Below are 15,764 nucleotides of genomic sequence, written 5' to 3' on the forward strand. Positions count from 1 at the left end.
TTACTTAAGTGTATCTGAGCTAAGGGGATAGTGGCTAGAGAAGGTTGGATTAAAAAGCAGCTAGCATCTGAATTGCTGAGGCTGGAATAAAAATAGTCAATATGAACGGTAGTATCTGCTGGTGGTTTGATGCGGAGGTTGGTTATATGAATCTAATGTTGGAGAAGCGAGATTACTTAAGTGTATCTGAGCTAAGGGGATAGTGGCTAGAGAAGGTTGGATTAAAAAGCAGCTAGCATCTGAATTGCTGAGGCTGGAATAAAAATAGTCAATATGAACGGTAGTATCTGCTGATGGTTTGATGCGTGTGTTGGTTATATGAAGCTAATGTCGGCGTAGCGAGATTACTTAAGGGTATCTGAGCTAAGGGGATAGTGGCTAGAGGAGGTTGAGTTAAAAGTTAGCTAGCACCTGAATTGCCGAGGCTAGAATAAAAATAGTCAATATGAACGGTAGTATCTACTGGTGGTTTGATGCGGAGGTTGGTTATATGAAGCTGGTGTCGGGGTAGCGAGATTACTTAAGGTTATCTGAGCTAAGGGGATAGTGGCCACTTGAGGATTGAATTTTCGCCCACTTATTTATCGTTGTCTGAACTAAGCCTGTTCATTCGTTAATGGGCAAAAATTAAGTTGTTGATATATGGAAGTTTATGTGATATTTTTAATATGCGAAGAACGCAGATTTCGGATCTAATTCCGAAGTTTGCGTTCTTTTTTTGTTTATTTTTATAACAAGAGAGGGAACGGGTGGATTTTGGGAAGGAGGTGAGGCTTTGAATCGCAGGAGAAGCCTGCTTATTAGTTTGGTTGCTGCGGTGATGGCTGGTTTGCTTGTGTATGGTGTGTATGTCATGCAAGTAAAGCAGATCGAGCTTCAGCAGACGGTACGGGTTGTTGTGGCAAAGGATTTTATTCGTGCAGGAGTGCTTATCCGTGAGGAGATGGTAGATTTTAAGCTTGTGCAGAAGGGAAGCTACACGGGGAATATGCTGACGAAGCTGGAGGAGGTTGTTGGACAGGAATCGTTGATTCCGCTAGGAAGGGAGGAGCCTGTTTTGCGGTGGAAGGTGAATCAGTATCATTTGCTTCCCAGTGAGCGGCAGGCTACTTTTCAAATTCCGAAGGAGTATTTGCTGTCCGTTTCCAATGGAATTCGTGCCGGGGACCGGGTGCGTATTTATTTGTCCAGTGCGGATGGAAGTTCGCGAAGACTTTTTGAGGAACAGGAAATTACGGTTGCTTCTGTGAAATCTTCAGCCAATGTCGAGGTAGATAATCCGAAGAATTCTAATCTATTGTCTAAAGTGGAGGGCGATAAAGAAAAGATGTATGCTTCCCGATTGGAAGCGAACGGGGCGATAGATCAGATAAACTTGAATTTGACTGAACAGGAGTGGCTTCAGATTGATCAGCTATGCAGCGCGAAGAAAGCGAAGCTGGTAATTGCTTTTAGTTCCACTTCCATTTTGGCAGGAAATTGAAAGGAGGCGTTAGGCTTGAATATTGGACTGGTGTCGACAGATCAACGATTAATTGATGAAATTATTAATGTGGTTTATAGAAAACCACTGAACTGGGTAATTGCCTCGGCAGCCGTTGAATTTACCTGCAAATTAAAGGAACAACCCTTATCTCATGTGATTATTTCAGATCGGGTATTGGACTATGGCGACTTGGAAGAATTTATGGAAGAGCTGCTTAGGCAAAATGCGGGGGTAAACATTATTGTTTTGCTGTCCAACTATCATGATGCCTCGATCAACGAAAAGTATGTGAAAATGTGCAAACTGATGAAGCTGGATTTCATTCAACCAGGCAGGAGCACAGCGGTGATTGCAGATGATATACGGTCATGGGTGGACGGTTCGGGAGGAGATCAGGAGAGTTGTCAACCTTCGGGAAAGGTACTGACATTCATAGGCTCTACACCTAATATCGGAACCACTTTGGCATCTTTTGGAGTAGCGTACTCGTTGGCTTTGGAAACATCAAAGAAAGTGGGATACATCTGTCTAAATTTAAAAAGCTCAAAACTGCATCGCTATTTAGGCAGAGAAGAACATGGGTTTACGCTAGATGGGCTGAGAGCGGAGTTGAAAGCACAAAGCCTTACAGCGGATCGGCTAATTCAGGTATGTGATAAACCTAAGGGAGCTCAAGGGCTGTATGTTTTATACGGGAATATGCTTCGTGAGCAAGCTGAGTTCTTTGCGCCCGCAGAGATTGTCCATTTGCTTCGTGTAGCTCGAAGTGCCTTTGACGTTTGTGTTATTGAGGTCAGCGCGTATTGGGATAATGCGGCAACGGTTTGCGGGTTGTTGGAAGCTGATAGCAAGATTGTTGTCACAACGACGGATATCGCACATTTTCAAGAGGATTTCTCGAAATGGATTCGGCAGGTTGGTTCTGTTTTTGGACTTCAGTCGGATAGCTTTGAGCTCTTAGCCGTACAAACCGACCACCACGCAAAGCATAGTGAATTCACAATAAAAGATATCCGCAGGGAAACACAGCTGCATCTTATTGGGCAAGTTTCCAGACATACGGATGCGCTGTCCCGCTGCAATCAAGGCAAGCTGCTGGAGATGTTTGCACATGGCCATCCTATGCACGAAGAAGTTAAGGCTGTTGCATGCAAGTTCATTGATTACTATAAGCTGCCTAAGAAAGTGACTGTAAGACCAGTAACGTGGCTGCAAAAAATGGTGACAGGTCGACGAGCAGCAACTTAATTCGAACAGTAGGAGAGGTGAAAGGAGTGAGTGAGGAAAGGTTTTCGATTATTACTTACATGCATGAATGCAAAACGGAAAGTGCCGCAACGAGGTCGCATACTCCTAATGAGGTTTTCTATGTTGAGGCAAGGGGAGATGAAGATAGTTCAGCGCATCATACGCACGAGGATGCAGTTTTTAACCAAACGGTTGAAGATATACGTAGTGAGCTCGTCACCTTGAGGGGCAGGACAGAAGCGGAAAAACAGATTTATAACGAGACTTTGAGTCGAGCTATTCTTGGTTACGAGGATGATCGAGGGAAGCTGCTTGCGATTATTCATGATCTGGTTTCCAAAAGAAGGCTTTCGGGCATTCCCCCTCGGACAACTGGCTATACGACCTTGCCGGAAGCTATTTTCGCAGAGATTATTGGTCTTAACGTACTTGAACTTGTGTTGAAACAGAAGGAGGGACTTGAAGAGATACAGGTTGTGGGAAGACAAATTTTTGAAGTGCGTGGTGGAATGGCGAAGCCATCTGCCTACATACTGCCTTCCATACGTGAGCTGGAGCGTATTCAACAGAATTTGGTGTTATTTAATAATGATACGATGAACCCCAGAAAGCGGTGGGCTGAGGTCGTTTTACGTGATGGGTCGCGGGTTACGATGACCGGTTTTGGGTTCACGGCGGAGCCTACATTAACGATTCGCTTCTACACGGTGAAAAGATTTAGTTTGGCTTCACTGGCTGCCGCAGAATTGGAAACGATGGACAAGAAGATGGAGAAATTGTTGCTAAGTTTGATTCGATCTTATTTTAACATGGTCGTGATAGGGCCAACGAACTCTGGCAAGACGAATTTGATAAAGGCGATCATCGCAGAAATGGATGACAATGAGAGGATTATTACGATTGAGTCACGGTTTGAGCTGAATTTGAAACGCGATTTTCCGAACAAAAATATCGTCGAATACGAAATTGACGAGGAGGATCCAAGACATTCGGGTCAGCAAGCATTTAAGCTGGCTTTAAGGCAATCGCCAAAGCGGATATGTCATGCCGAAATTCGCGATGAGGACGCCAATTTGTATGTGAGAGCTTGTACACGCGGCCATGAGGGAAGTATTACTTCCGTTCATGTGAGCCAACTTGAAGACGTTCCGGATGCAATTACAGATATGTGCATGCTGGATGGCAGGGGAATGAATCCGCTTAGGCTAACAAAACGAATTACAGAATATGTGACGCAAATCGGGTTGGAAATGGCAGTCGTCCAGGGAAAGCGAAAAATTGTGCGAATCGTCGAATATCGGTACGAAAATATGGAGGTGTGTGTCACCAATCTAGCAGCTTATGACAAGTCGACAGATGGTTGGACATTTCCCGGGAAATTGTCGGTTCATGCATCGCGAAAAATTGTTAAGGCTGACCAAGAGGGGCATGCTTTGTTGATGAAGCTCGGTTTTATTGAGAAAGAAGGCGGCTAATGAGATGATTTTCGCTAAATATGTCTGTTTGGCCTTGCTGTTTGTGTTGGTATTTATTTGTATTCAATCGCTTTTACACGTATTGGCCCGACAGCGTAAAGCTAGATTTAGACTGCAATATGTCAAAACTTCTGCGTACGGCGCTAGATTCAGCGAATATTTGGGGAAGAGGAATGTGTTAGTTAAGCATGTAAAGGAAATGATGGAATCCGTCGAATCGAGAATGAGTATGAAAGGGATGCTTACGATCACACTGATTTTATGGTTAATCGGATTATTGGCAGGGAGTTTAATTTTTCAATCACTCAAAGGGGTTGTTATTCTGACTTCGATTAGTATTTCATTGCCTTATATGCTGCTTCGGCTGAAGTTGGTCAGTATGAGACTGCGAACCAGATTGGAATTTCTTCCTGCTGTTGAAGTGTTTTATCAGTACTATATGGTGGATCCGCACAAAAATATGAAAATATCGTTGAAGTATTGTTTAGAGGAGAACCGCATTTTGTACCCGATCAAGCCTGTATTCGAGCAATTATATCGTAATTTAATGACACAGCGGGATACAGATGAGAGCTTGCGTATCTTCTCACTCACTTTAGGCCATACATGGGCCGATTATTTTGTCGGTATTATGCGAGTTGCCTTAACGGAAGGCATCTTTGTTGGCGATAGCTTAAAGGAGCTTGTTGTTGATATGCGAAAAGCTCAACGGTCTGATCAGATGGAACGAAACCGGCTTTTGGAAATTCGGATTGCAAACTTTACGCCGATTTTGTTTCTTGTTTTATTTTTATTTATTAATTTTAAAATTAATCCGGATAATGCGTACTTGTACTATATGGTTGATCCTGACGGACGAAATATGATTTTGGACGCACTTTTGCTTATTTTCATTTCGTTTCTAATGGGGATCTATTTATCCATGCGAAGAATGTGAGGAGCTGCTCTTGTGATTTTTAATAGTAATCAAATGACAGTCATTCAGATTGTTTCCAATGTTTTGCTATTCCTGTTCTTCATGACCGTTATTTATCATGCCTTGAAATTGCTGCCTGTTCGGACAAAGCGATGGAGATCACTGCGGATTAAGAAAGTGCTTAAAGAGACTGACCTTCCCTCCTGGCTGATCTCTTTTATGGGCCTGCAAACGAAAATCGTAGAGGAAAAACGGCAGCTGCTTATCGGATGCGGCATTTGGATGAATGCTGCTTTGTATGAAGGGGTAAGAAGAATGCTGCTGGGGGTATCGTTGATTGTTGGGGCTGTCGGATATTTGTCTTTGCAGTATCCTGTTTTTACGTTTCATCTGCAGCCGATGTACATTCTGGTGGGGGCTGTATGTGTAGGTGTTTTTTTGTTTTTCGATACCAGAGTGCTGGCTCAGTTGAAAGAAAAACGGGCACATCGGATTGTTCGTGAGATTTATATAATCAGTCATCACTTGCTCTATTACAATGATTCTCAGCTTAATTTGCATGCCAAGCTTACTTTGTGTGCACCGCAAACAAGGTCGATACGAACACATTTTCAGCTGCTGCTCAATGAGTGGTATCAAGGCTCGGAAGCGGCGATTAAGCAGTTTAGAGCCAGACTTGGAACAGATGAAGCTCATAGCTTCGCGGAGACGTTGAACGCTTTAAGACTGAACGAGCATGAAAGCTATTACGAACTATTGAAGCAAAGAATCCAAGATTACAAAGAGAAAATGGAATTGGTTAGAGACAGTAGAAAAGAGACGGTGTCTTATGTTCTGTTTGTGTTGGCAGGACTTCCGATTTTGAACACGTTTCGGGTGTTTATGTATCCTTGGATTGCCGAAGGCCAGCGGCTATTTAATACGATTAATTAAGGAGGCAAGGGATGAGAAATATTTTGATTACTGTGATGATGCTAATTGTGGTGGCTTTTCTGTTTACAACGATTATTAATGATGGTTCGACAGGAATGAGACGGAACATATCCACGCATGGTACACAGGCTAACTCAGATATTACAGCGTTAAGGCCTTAATGATGGGGGATTGGCTGTGAGATCGATCCTCGTTACGGCTATGCTGATTATGGTGGTGATTATAATCTATAAAGATGTGGTAGGGGGCAGCACAGGTACAAGGCAGCAGGTTCATAATAGTGGAGCGAGGATCAATGGGAGCATTGAGCAGATTAATCCATGAAGCAGATCTTGGTTTTTATTTTACTTGCGACTTTATTATGTTGGTTCATGTTCGCTCCGGTATACAAACATATTATTATTGTCAGACAGGCTGTTTTACAGAAAGAGGTCGATTATTTGCTGGAAATTGGCGCGAACGGCAGGCACGGTTATATTAATAGCGCGATGATTCAGGATTCCAGGGATCGTATGGAGGAAAGAGGTTTTATTCCTGAAGATCTCATATACATTGTCGAAACGACTACAGGCACTGGCGGTACGGATGCAAGCGCACCTGTTTGGAGAGGAGCAGGCTTGCGGCTGCATATGACGTATCCTTATCACCGGCTTTTTGTCATTGATCAGCTTGTTGGTATAACGGTTCCTGCCGCTTCTAATCGTATGGGGGCGTCGGGCATGAAAATGAGTGAATACGTGCCTTGAAGGTTGAGGGGATGTTTTGTATAAACTGCTTTTAGTCGTTTTGATGAGTGTGGTCTATCTATCGTTGTTTGCGCTGCAAACGGATGAGGAATTGGCGATGCACACTCTGTTTCAGGGCAAGCATGCTCTGAATCGCGCTGTTCATGCCGCAGCGCAGCAAAGTGATCAGGGGAAGCTGGCCGGTGGTATTCATGCGATTGATGTGTCGCAGGCGAGAGCGGTGGCTATGCAGTATTTGCAGGCTAATTTAAGGTTGGATACGGCTAATTCTCCAATGCCAAACACCTTTTTGCGCAGTGCTGTAGTGGTGGAATTATTTAAAGTTGTTAATGACAATGAAGAATTCCCTTATACCTATGCTGATCATGCACGCGGTTACTCTGTTACGCTTGATCGCCCAGGAGTAATTATGTTTATCAGATTGGAGTTTCCTCGAACGTATTCTGTTTTGCAGCCGATTACGTGGACGATTAAGTCTTCTGCAGAGATGGTCTTTTGACTGTATAATAGAATGATAAGTTATCCATTTAAGGCTGTGTAGGGAGAGGTACGAATGACGATTTTCAAGCAACGGCAGATGTGGCTTCAGCAGGAAATGATCCAGCGGGGATGGTCCGGCTTTTTGGTTACTCACCATGTTGATATTTATTATTACTGCGGCTCGATGCAGACAGGGTATTTGTTTATTCCAGCGGAGGGCGAGGTGCTCTACCTCGTGCGGCGCAGTTTGGTCCGCGCGAAGGAGGAAGCGTCAGCGGACGTGGAAGCGCTGGGGTCTTGGAAGACGCTGGGCGAGCGTCTTCGCGCGCGCTGCGCGGATGGATCCGCAGCGGGTGCGGCGCTGCGGATTGCCACCGAGCTGGACGTGTTGCCCGTCCAGCTGTACTTGCGGCTCCAGACCGCGCTGCCCGGCGCGGTCTGGGAGGACGGCTCGCTGCTCGTGCGCGAGCAGCGAATGATCAAATCGCCGGACGAAGTCGCGGCGATTCGAGAGGCCGCCCGCGTCGTCGACGCGGCGCTGGAAACGGTCATCCCTCACATTCGTGAGGGGATGGCGGAGTTCGAGCTGATGGCGCTCATCGAGCATCAGCTCCGGCTGCGCGGGCACCAAGGGCTGATGCGCATGCGCGCTTACAATTCCGAGTTAATCACCGGAATGGTCGCGGCAGGCGCGGCGGCAGCGGTGCCCACCTATTTTGACGGGCCGGCCGGAGGCACGGGGCTTCACCCGTCCAGCCCGCAAAGCTCGGGCCGCGCGCCGATTCGGCGCGGCGAACCGATCCTCGTCGATCTTGGCTGTATGATCGACGGCTATCTGATCGATCAGACGCGTACGCTCGTGATCGGCGATCTAGACCCTGAGCTGCAGCGAGCCTATGACGTGGCGGAGGAGGTACTCCGCGCCACGGAAGCCAGGCTGCAGCCTGGCAGAATTGCCGAGCATCTGTATTTGCTCGCGCTGGATCACGTGCAGGAAGCGGGGCTCAGCGCCCACTTTATGGGGTACGGCGCCGACCAAGTGAAATTCCTTGGTCACGGCATCGGGCTCGAAATCGACGAACTTCCGGTTCTCGCCAAAGGCTTCAAATATCCGCTGGCGCCTGGGATGGTCATCGCGATCGAGCCTAAGTTCACCTTCCCCGGACGCGGCGTGGTGGGCATTGAGGATACGTATTTAATAACCGATAACGGCTTTGAAAAATTGACAATGACCAGGGATGGCTTGATTCGGGTGTAAGTAAATTTCCATATAAAGAGACTGGCAGATTTCCCGCCGGTCTCTTTGTTTTTGAACAACTTGCAAGTATACTAGACGCATATGAGACCAATAAGGGGATAGGGCATTGATAAGACATTTCATACCGCAAACGTTAAAGTACAAGCTGTTCCTAGCCTTTTTGCTTGTTATTCTGCTGCCTATCATCGTGTTGAACATGACGCATGTTCAGAAGTTCGAGACCTTGATGAAGGAGCAGGTCAGCAGTCAAAATCTCGAACAAATGACAACGATTACATCGTCCCTTGGCAATTTACTGAGTGTTGCCGAGAAAACATTCACCCTTATTGAACAGGATTCCTTCATTACGGCTATTTTGAAAAACCCGGAAGCGGGTATAACCTATACCTCTGTCCAACAAAAATTGAAAATTGAAGAGAAATTTAATGCCATTAATAATAGTGTGTTTATTGCCAATTCCTATGTGTATTATACGGTTCTGGATATAAAAGATTTTGTATACACGTCCTACGGGCCTAATCGTATTTTAAACTATTCGGGTCTTGCAGCTATGCCTAGGATACAGGATGCCTTTCAAGGAAAATCAATTTCGAAATGGCAGTTGGAGGAAGGTGGGGCAAACTCCGAGTTTGGCATTCAGCCTTCCCTATTGACGATGTATAAAGTTTTGCGGGATGAGAATGATCGCATCTATGCGGTTATAAGAATAGGCGTGGATTATCAGAGCTGGCTGCGAAGCGCGATTCCAAGCCCGGTTAATGAGGAATTATACGCCCTGGCTTCTTCGGAAGGAGAGATTTACGCACGCAGTACGACTTCCAATGCTCTTGCGCTGCCGAGTCCCATGAATACGCAGGGCTGGGAGCCGATCGGTTCCAAGGTCGAGAACGACCATATCATCAGCTATTCGAAAATTCCGAACTTGAATTGGTACCTGATTAAGCGTATTCCCACCAAATATTTGTTCCACAAAGTGAATCAACTGCAGCAATCCTACATGTTGACAACGTTGATTATTGCTGTGCTGTTTATCGTGATGACCTTTTTGATCTCAACGACCATCACGAGACCGTTGCAGCTTTTGCAGAAGAAAATGTCCGATGTCGTAAAGCGAAACCTGAAGATTCAACTGCCTGAGCAAAGCTATAAAGGAGAAATTTTGACCTTTGTTCAAGCTTTTAATAACATGGTCCGAGATGTAGAAAGCTTGCTGAACCGATTGAAAGAGGAAGAACGGAACAAGGAAGCGATGCGGTTTCAAATGCTGCTTTCGCAGATGAATCCGCACTTTTTGTTAAATACATTAAACACCGTGAAATGGCTTGCGATCGAAATGGGGAATAAGCAAATTCCTGAAGTCTGTGAATCACTTGGCAAGCTGCTGGAAGCGGGGATGCGCCTTGATGTGGATTTAATTCATCTGGAGTATGAGATTGAGCTTGCCCAGAGATATGTGAGCATTCAGAAGCTGCGTTATGACCGCGAATTCGAGGTCGTGATCACGTTTAATCCGGAGCTGCGTTATGCGCTTGTGCCCAAATTGAGCTTGCAGCCATTGATTGAAAATAGTATTTATCATGGTTTTGCTAAGATAGATCGTTCAGGCCGCATCGAAATCAGAGTCCACCAAGAGGGCAATGAGCTGGTTATTGAGGTGGAGGATAATGGTGCAGGTTTGGAAAATACGAAAGCATCCGCTTCACCTGGGAACGGTATTGCCTTAAAGAATCTCGAGGAAAGATTAGCGCTCTTATTCCGCAAGCAAGGATCGATATCCGTAGAATCGGTTCAGACAGGGACACTCGTTCGGATTCGCACGCTGTGCTTGTTGTCTCCACCATATTTGAAAGGGGAAAGCTTACATGTGGACGGTTCTTTTGGTTGAAGATGAAGCCTTCGTGAGACGCAGTATTCGAAAAGGGATGCCTTGGGAGGAAAATGGATTTAAGGTCGTGGAGGAATGTGGAAACGGTCAAGAGGCGTTGGCGTTTATTCGCAAAAATCAACCCGATTTGGTCATTTGCGATATTATGATGCCGGTTATGAATGGTGTAGAGCTTCTTGCGCAGCTGCGCCGGGAGAATTTGGGCACTTGCTTCATCATGCTCACGGTTATGAACGAATTTGCTTATATCCAGCAAGCGATGGAGCTTGGGGCATCGGGCTATGTGCTTAAGCTCTATTTGACGCCGGAGAAAATGACAGAAGCGCTGACGAAGGTACGAGGCGAGCTTGAACGGAATGCCCGGCTTGTTTCTCAAGAAATAGACGATTATTGCGAAGCCCTCTATCACGAACCGAAGCAGCAGTCGTTGGCGGTTCCTGTGTTTAGTCGTGATGTTTTTCAGCCTAATCTGCTTATTCTTATAGCTCATGGGAAACATTCATTTGATAAGCAAGATGTATGTCAGCTGCCTATTTTTGAATCAGAGATGCCGGCAAGAGTGCATGTATTTACGAAAAATGGGGTGAGCACGGTTTTTTGCTCGTTTGCAGAGCTAACCAAGCTTAACATTCCGAACCATGAACAACGAAGCGATGATTGGATCATGGTGATCTCTGATTGGTTGACGAACGAGGATATTCATACGGTTTGGACAGGCATGGTTTCTCGTCTAACAGAGCTATGGTATGCCGGTAGAACGGGAATTTTCTTCCCTAAGCCGAAAGCGCTGAAAGATCTTACCTCTACGAATTTGCCATGGCCGCTTGAGAAGAGTTTAATTCAAGCTTTTGAACAAATGAATCAAGGCATGCTCGACAATGCCAGACAAGAAATCTGGACATGGATGAGAGAGGCTCATCTGTCTTTGCTTCGTGTGAAAGAAATTGCAGAGCGCTTGGACCGGTTGTTTGCGGAGCTGGCGCTATCCCCAACAAACTCAGCGAGCGGGTATGCAGAGACGATTTCCCATCAAGAGGCGGGCAGTCTTTTTAAACAAAGAATTGACGGGTATGTGGCTCACTGGAAAGCTGCGAATTATGAGGTGACGGATCATGCGGAAATTAATAAAGTGATTGCCTATATGAACCAGCACTTTGAGGAAGAAATGCCGCTCACTCTTCTCGCCGGGATCGCCACGATGGATGATAAATATTTAAGTGTTCTGTTCAAAAAGAAAACGGGTAAAACGATCACGGAATATATGCTAGGTATTCGTATTGAGAAGGCTTGCAGCCTGCTGCTGCAAACAGATCAAGCAATTGCGCTTATCGGCGCGAAGGTGGGTTTCCCGAATGAGAATTATTTCGCGCGCATTTTTCGCAGAGAAGTGGGGATGCCGCCAAGTGTTTACAGACATCAGCATACGAAAAGTTGAAATCAAACTTTTGTGCTACAAGAACAAGAATTTGTTCCTTCGAACGATTAAAGGCTGGTGATATAGTGAATTTATAACCAGCAAGCATAAGAGATAAGGGAGGTTCAAATGATGAATATAAAGAAAACAACGGTTAGTCTTCTGTCCGCAGCGCTTGTGTTGGGGGTAACGGCAGGTTGCGGTTCATCCGGTGAAAAGGCAGCATCAACCAGCAGCCCAAGTACAAGCAGCGCTCCAGAGGCCAAGAAAGCCGTAACTTTGACGATGTGGGGCGGCGTGCCAGGCGAGTCGGGTCCACAAGCGGCTGTTGATAATTGGAACGCAAAGAACCCTGATATTCAGGTTAAATATGAGCGATTTGTTAATGATGATGCGGGGAATTTGAAGCTGGATACCGCTCTAACGACGAATCAAGGCATTGATTTGTATGTCAACTATACTCTAGCAGGCTTGACCAAGCGTATTGATGCGGGAACTGCTCTGGATTTGAGCGAATTCAAGGATTACAACATTGACGATAAAATGGGTACTGACGCCAAGGATTGGAAGGTCAAGGATAAATACTACGGACTGCCTACCAAGAAGAATGTTTCGTTCGTCTGGCTCAACAAAAATGCGCTGGACGAAGCAGGGCTCACGGTTCCTTCTCTGGATTGGACGATGGATGATTTGCAGCAATATGCGGCAAAGCTTAAAAAAGGCACACGCTGGGGCTTCACAGAGCATATCTCCGCGTACCCTAATTTCTTCGATGGCGCCAATGCAGGAGCAGGCTTTACGAAAGCGGACGGTACATCCAACCTCGACGATCCGACGGTTCGCAAGGCGTATGAATCCATGTTCAACATGATGTATACCGATAAATCCATGCCGTTGCTAGGCGAGCAAATTACGAGCAAAATGCCGACAGATACGATGTTCCTCAAAGGGGAAACCGCGATGCTGGGAGCAGGAGAGTTCATTTTCCGCAGCTCCAACAACATGAAGGACTTCCCGCGTGATTTCAAAATTGCTTTTGCGACACTTCCTAAAGTGACGAAGGATCAGACGAATTTTAAATATCCAGGCGGACTTGGCGATGTAATTTCCATCAATCCCAATTCGAAAAACAAAGAGCAAGCTTGGAAGTTTCTGAAATGGTACGCGGATGGCGGAATGATGCCGCTTGCATCCGGAGGGCGTATTCCTTCTTCGAAGGATGCCAATGTCGAAGAAGCGATCAAATTGCTTCTGGGTGACAACGAAAAAACCTATGATGTAGATTCACTGAAAAAGGTTGTATTCGGTAAATTCCCTACCTATACAGCAACGATGGCTCAGCAGGTTATTGATGCGAGAAGAGAAGAATACGAGAAGTATTTCTTGAAGGCACAATCCTTGGATGACACCCTGAAAAACACGGTCAAACGCCATAACGATTATTTATCCAAAAATAAGAAATAAGCAAGGAAAACGGGGGGATGCATCAAGAAAAAGGCACCTCCCTTTTTTGTTCAAAAAGGAGTGGTTAATTGCATGAACTGGGCAAAAAAACAACAGAGATTAGGGTACTTGTTCATTTTACCTAACATGCTGGGCGTCATTTTATTTTTCGTTATTCCTGCACTTTTCTCGCTGGGGATCATGTTTACCAATTACAAATACACATCGCCGGATATCTCGTGGATCGGTTTTGAGAATTTCAATCGACTTTTTCACGATCCTGTCTTTTATGTGTCATTGAAGAAAACGGCTCTATTTCTCGCAGCAGTTCCGGTTTCTATCGGATTGGCTTTTCTTGTAGCGCTCGTATTGAATCGCAGCGTATATCTCAAAAGCTTGCTTCGCGCCATGTTTTTCATGCCCTATATCACAAGCGGTGTAGCGGTAGCCTTCGTATGGATGCTGCTTTTTCAACCTTCACAAGGACCTATTAACGGCTTTCTTCGTTCTATTGGGATCGAACACCCACCAGGTTGGATGTCGACTACGACGTCTTCGATGTATGCGATTGATGTCATTTGGATCTGGTTTCTGCTTGGTTATAATATGATTATTTATTTGGCGGCCATTCAAGAAATACCGCAGGAACAACTGGAAGCAGCCAAGATCGATGGCGCCAGCACCTGGACGACGATTCGGAAAATCATTTTCCCATTAGTGAGCCCCTCCACGTTCTTATTAATGATTACCGGCTTAATTACGTCGATGAAAACGTTTGGCATGATTGAAGCCGTTACACAAGGCGGACCTGGCGGCAGTACAACGATTCTATCCCTTTTCATCTATCACAATGCGTTTCGGTACTATGAAATGGGGTATGCGTCAGCCATCTCATGGGTCTTATTCGCAATCATCTTTCTGATTACCATGATTCAATGGGTTGGTCAGAAGCGATGGGTTCATTATTAAGTAAACAACCGGAGTGATACAATATGGAAATAAAATCCGCAAAAATAGGCAGCACCGTGGTGATGTTCGTCCTCGGACTTTTCATGATTATGCCGTTCCTATGGATGATCAGCACATCGTTTAAATCACCGAGTGAAGTGTTTCAATATCCGATTCAATGGATACCTTCGAAGATTACCTTAGAGCATCATATCAAAGTATGGACAGGCAAGGAAAGCTTTGTCATCTACTACATGAACTCGTTGAAAATTGCTTTGATCTGCATGGTGGGCGCGACCTTCCTATCCTCTTTGGCCGCTTATGGCTTTTCACGGATTGAGTTTAAGGGAAGAAACCTGCTTTTCATGTTTTACCTATCTATGATGATGGTGCCGCCGCAGGTGCTGTTTGTCCCGAAATTCATTTTATTTGATAAAATCGGTATTTATAATACGCATTGGGCATTAATTCTGCCAGGGTTGTTCACGATTTTCGGCGTATTCCTGATGCGGCAATTCTTCCTCTCGATTCCACAGGAGATTACAGAGTCCGCTTTTGTAGACGGGGCTGGGCATTTCCGCATTTTCTTTCAGCTTATGCTGCCTTTGGCGAAGCCCGCGCTTGCTACACTGGCAATTATTGATTTTTCGTGGAATTGGAATGACTATGAGAATGCGCTGGTTTTCCTGCTGGATCGGAATCTGTATACCGTGCCGCTGGGCATGCAGAACTTCATTTTAGAATTCAATATTGACTATAACGGGATGATGGCGGCCACATCCGCAGGGATTGTCCCTATGCTGCTCGTGTTCCTTATTGGTCAAAAGTATATCATTCAGGGCATTACGGGTTCTGCGGTAAAAGGTTGATCCGACACACAAAAACTCACCTCCCTGTTTCAGGGGGTGAGTTTTTTGGCTGTTTATATTTTCTCTTATATTTTCTCGATAACCTTATCGATCAAACCGTAAACACGTGCTTCTTCCGCTTCTAAGAAGTAATCGCGGTCGGTATCCAGCTCGATTTTCTCAATGGGCTGTTTGGTCGTCGATGAAAGAATGCCATTGAGAACACTGCGTGTTTTGAGAATATGCTGGGTACGGATTTGAATATCGCTGGCTTGCCCTTGCGTACCTCCCCAAGGCTGGTGAATCATCACTTCGGCGTTCGGCAAAGCAAATCGTTTGCCTGGAGCACCAGCTGTTAAGAGAACAGCCCCCATGGATGCCGCCATACCTACACAAATGGTAGATACGTCAGGCTTAATGAAATTCATCGTATCATAAATCGCAAGTCCCGCTGAGGTTGATCCGCCTGGCGAGTTGATGTAGAGCGAGATATCCTTCTCAGGATCTTCAGCAGAAAGGAACAGCAGCTGTGCAACAATCGCATTGGCCACTTGGTCGTTAACTTCTGTCCCTAAGAAGACAATTCTGTCTTTCAGAAGTCTGGAATAAATATCGTAAGAGCGCTCACCGCGCGCAGTTTGTTCAACAACCATAGGTATGAAACTCATCGGAATCATCCTTTCT

The 15,764-nt window shown here is 45.5% G+C and carries 16 protein-coding genes; 15 read left to right on the forward strand and 1 reads right to left on the reverse strand.

Annotated elements, in window-relative coordinates; all coding sequences use genetic code 11:
- The first annotated feature begins 775 nt into the window (after positions 1–775).
- The 15 genes from HQN90_RS26285 (at position 776) to HQN90_RS26355 (ending at position 15,101) form a co-directional block, all read left to right on the forward strand.
- Complete coding sequence (locus HQN90_RS26285; protein WP_173224232.1) at positions 776–1,483, forward strand: CpaB family protein; 708 nt, start codon at positions 776–778, stop codon at positions 1,481–1,483.
- A gap of 15 nt (positions 1,484–1,498) precedes the next feature.
- Complete coding sequence (locus HQN90_RS26290) at positions 1,499–2,734, forward strand: CpaE/TadZ family protein (protein WP_173224234.1); 1,236 nt, start codon at positions 1,499–1,501, stop codon at positions 2,732–2,734.
- Between the two features lie 26 nt (positions 2,735–2,760).
- Positions 2,761–4,209 carry an ATPase, T2SS/T4P/T4SS family gene (locus HQN90_RS26295; protein ID WP_338042390.1) on the forward strand — a complete coding sequence of 483 codons (1,449 nt, stop codon included), beginning with the start codon at positions 2,761–2,763 and terminating at the stop codon, positions 4,207–4,209.
- Positions 4,210–4,213: 4 nt separating this feature from the next.
- Positions 4,214–5,146, forward strand: coding sequence for a type II secretion system F family protein (locus HQN90_RS26300; RefSeq protein WP_173224236.1), 933 nt, complete (start codon positions 4,214–4,216; stop codon positions 5,144–5,146).
- Positions 5,147–5,158: 12 nt separating this feature from the next.
- Entirely contained in the window at positions 5,159–6,058 is a 900-nt protein-coding gene (locus HQN90_RS26305) for a hypothetical protein (RefSeq protein ID WP_173224238.1), read from the forward strand.
- Positions 6,059–6,069: 11 nt separating this feature from the next.
- A complete protein-coding gene (locus HQN90_RS26310) occupies positions 6,070–6,219 on the forward strand; it encodes a hypothetical protein (protein WP_167388032.1) in 150 nt (49 codons plus the stop codon).
- Positions 6,220–6,235: 16 nt separating this feature from the next.
- Positions 6,236–6,382: a hypothetical protein gene (locus tag HQN90_RS26315; RefSeq protein WP_173224240.1), complete on the forward strand. Its 147-nt coding sequence runs from the start codon at positions 6,236–6,238 to the stop codon at positions 6,380–6,382.
- Positions 6,379–6,804 (forward strand): hypothetical protein, encoded by a 426-nt coding sequence (locus tag HQN90_RS26320; protein ID WP_173224242.1) that lies wholly within the window; start codon positions 6,379–6,381, stop codon positions 6,802–6,804. Before HQN90_RS26315 ends, HQN90_RS26320 begins: the two co-directional genes overlap by 4 nt.
- Before the next feature lie 16 nt (positions 6,805–6,820).
- On the forward strand, positions 6,821–7,303 hold the full coding sequence (locus HQN90_RS26325) for a hypothetical protein (protein ID WP_173224244.1): 483 nt from the start codon (positions 6,821–6,823) through the stop codon (positions 7,301–7,303).
- Between the two features lie 54 nt (positions 7,304–7,357).
- Positions 7,358–8,542, forward strand: a complete 1,185-nt coding sequence (locus HQN90_RS26330; RefSeq protein WP_173224246.1) for a M24 family metallopeptidase — start codon at positions 7,358–7,360, stop codon at positions 8,540–8,542.
- 106 nt (positions 8,543–8,648) lie between these two features.
- Entirely contained in the window at positions 8,649–10,427 is a 1,779-nt protein-coding gene (locus tag HQN90_RS26335; RefSeq protein ID WP_173224248.1) for a cache domain-containing sensor histidine kinase, read from the forward strand.
- Positions 10,405–11,862 carry a response regulator gene (locus tag HQN90_RS26340; RefSeq protein WP_173224250.1) on the forward strand — a complete coding sequence of 486 codons (1,458 nt, stop codon included), beginning with the start codon at positions 10,405–10,407 and terminating at the stop codon, positions 11,860–11,862. The genes HQN90_RS26335 and HQN90_RS26340 overlap by 23 nt, the downstream gene beginning before the upstream one ends.
- A gap of 108 nt (positions 11,863–11,970) precedes the next feature.
- Complete coding sequence (locus tag HQN90_RS26345) at positions 11,971–13,305, forward strand: ABC transporter substrate-binding protein (RefSeq protein WP_246362852.1); 1,335 nt, start codon at positions 11,971–11,973, stop codon at positions 13,303–13,305.
- 72 nt (positions 13,306–13,377) lie between these two features.
- On the forward strand, positions 13,378–14,253 hold the full coding sequence (locus tag HQN90_RS26350) for a carbohydrate ABC transporter permease (protein ID WP_173224252.1): 876 nt from the start codon (positions 13,378–13,380) through the stop codon (positions 14,251–14,253).
- Positions 14,254–14,276: 23 nt separating this feature from the next.
- Positions 14,277–15,101, forward strand: a complete 825-nt coding sequence (locus HQN90_RS26355; protein ID WP_173224254.1) for a carbohydrate ABC transporter permease — start codon at positions 14,277–14,279, stop codon at positions 15,099–15,101.
- Between the two features lie 65 nt (positions 15,102–15,166).
- Here HQN90_RS26355 and clpP read toward each other — a convergent pair whose 3' ends face one another.
- Positions 15,167–15,748: an ATP-dependent Clp endopeptidase proteolytic subunit ClpP gene (gene clpP, locus HQN90_RS26360; RefSeq protein WP_173224256.1), complete on the reverse strand. Its 582-nt coding sequence runs from the start codon at positions 15,746–15,748 to the stop codon at positions 15,167–15,169.
- Positions 15,749–15,764: the final 16 nt, after the last annotated feature.

This window comes from Paenibacillus alba, assembly GCF_013204855.1.
Taxonomy (GTDB): Bacteria; Bacillota; Bacilli; order Paenibacillales; family NBRC-103111; genus Paenibacillus_E; species Paenibacillus_E alba.

Excerpts from the sequence above, each read along its gene's own strand:
- HQN90_RS26300 (WP_173224236.1), top strand. The coding sequence starts at position 4,214 with ATGATTTTCGCTAAATATGTCTGTTTGGCCTTGCTGTTTGTGTTGGTA.
- HQN90_RS26310 (WP_167388032.1), top strand. The coding sequence starts at position 6,070 with ATGAGAAATATTTTGATTACTGTGATGATGCTAATTGTGGTGGCTTTT.
- HQN90_RS26320 (WP_173224242.1), top strand. The coding sequence starts at position 6,379 with ATGAAGCAGATCTTGGTTTTTATTTTACTTGCGACTTTATTATGTTGG.
- HQN90_RS26330 (WP_173224246.1), top strand. The coding sequence starts at position 7,358 with ATGACGATTTTCAAGCAACGGCAGATGTGGCTTCAGCAGGAAATGATC.
- HQN90_RS26340 (WP_173224250.1), top strand. The coding sequence starts at position 10,405 with ATGTGGACGGTTCTTTTGGTTGAAGATGAAGCCTTCGTGAGACGCAGT.
- HQN90_RS26345 (WP_246362852.1), top strand. The coding sequence starts at position 11,971 with ATGATGAATATAAAGAAAACAACGGTTAGTCTTCTGTCCGCAGCGCTT.
- HQN90_RS26350 (WP_173224252.1), top strand. The coding sequence starts at position 13,378 with ATGAACTGGGCAAAAAAACAACAGAGATTAGGGTACTTGTTCATTTTA.
- HQN90_RS26355 (WP_173224254.1), top strand. The coding sequence starts at position 14,277 with ATGGAAATAAAATCCGCAAAAATAGGCAGCACCGTGGTGATGTTCGTC.
- clpP (WP_173224256.1), bottom strand. The coding sequence starts at position 15,748 with ATGAGTTTCATACCTATGGTTGTTGAACAAACTGCGCGCGGTGAGCGC.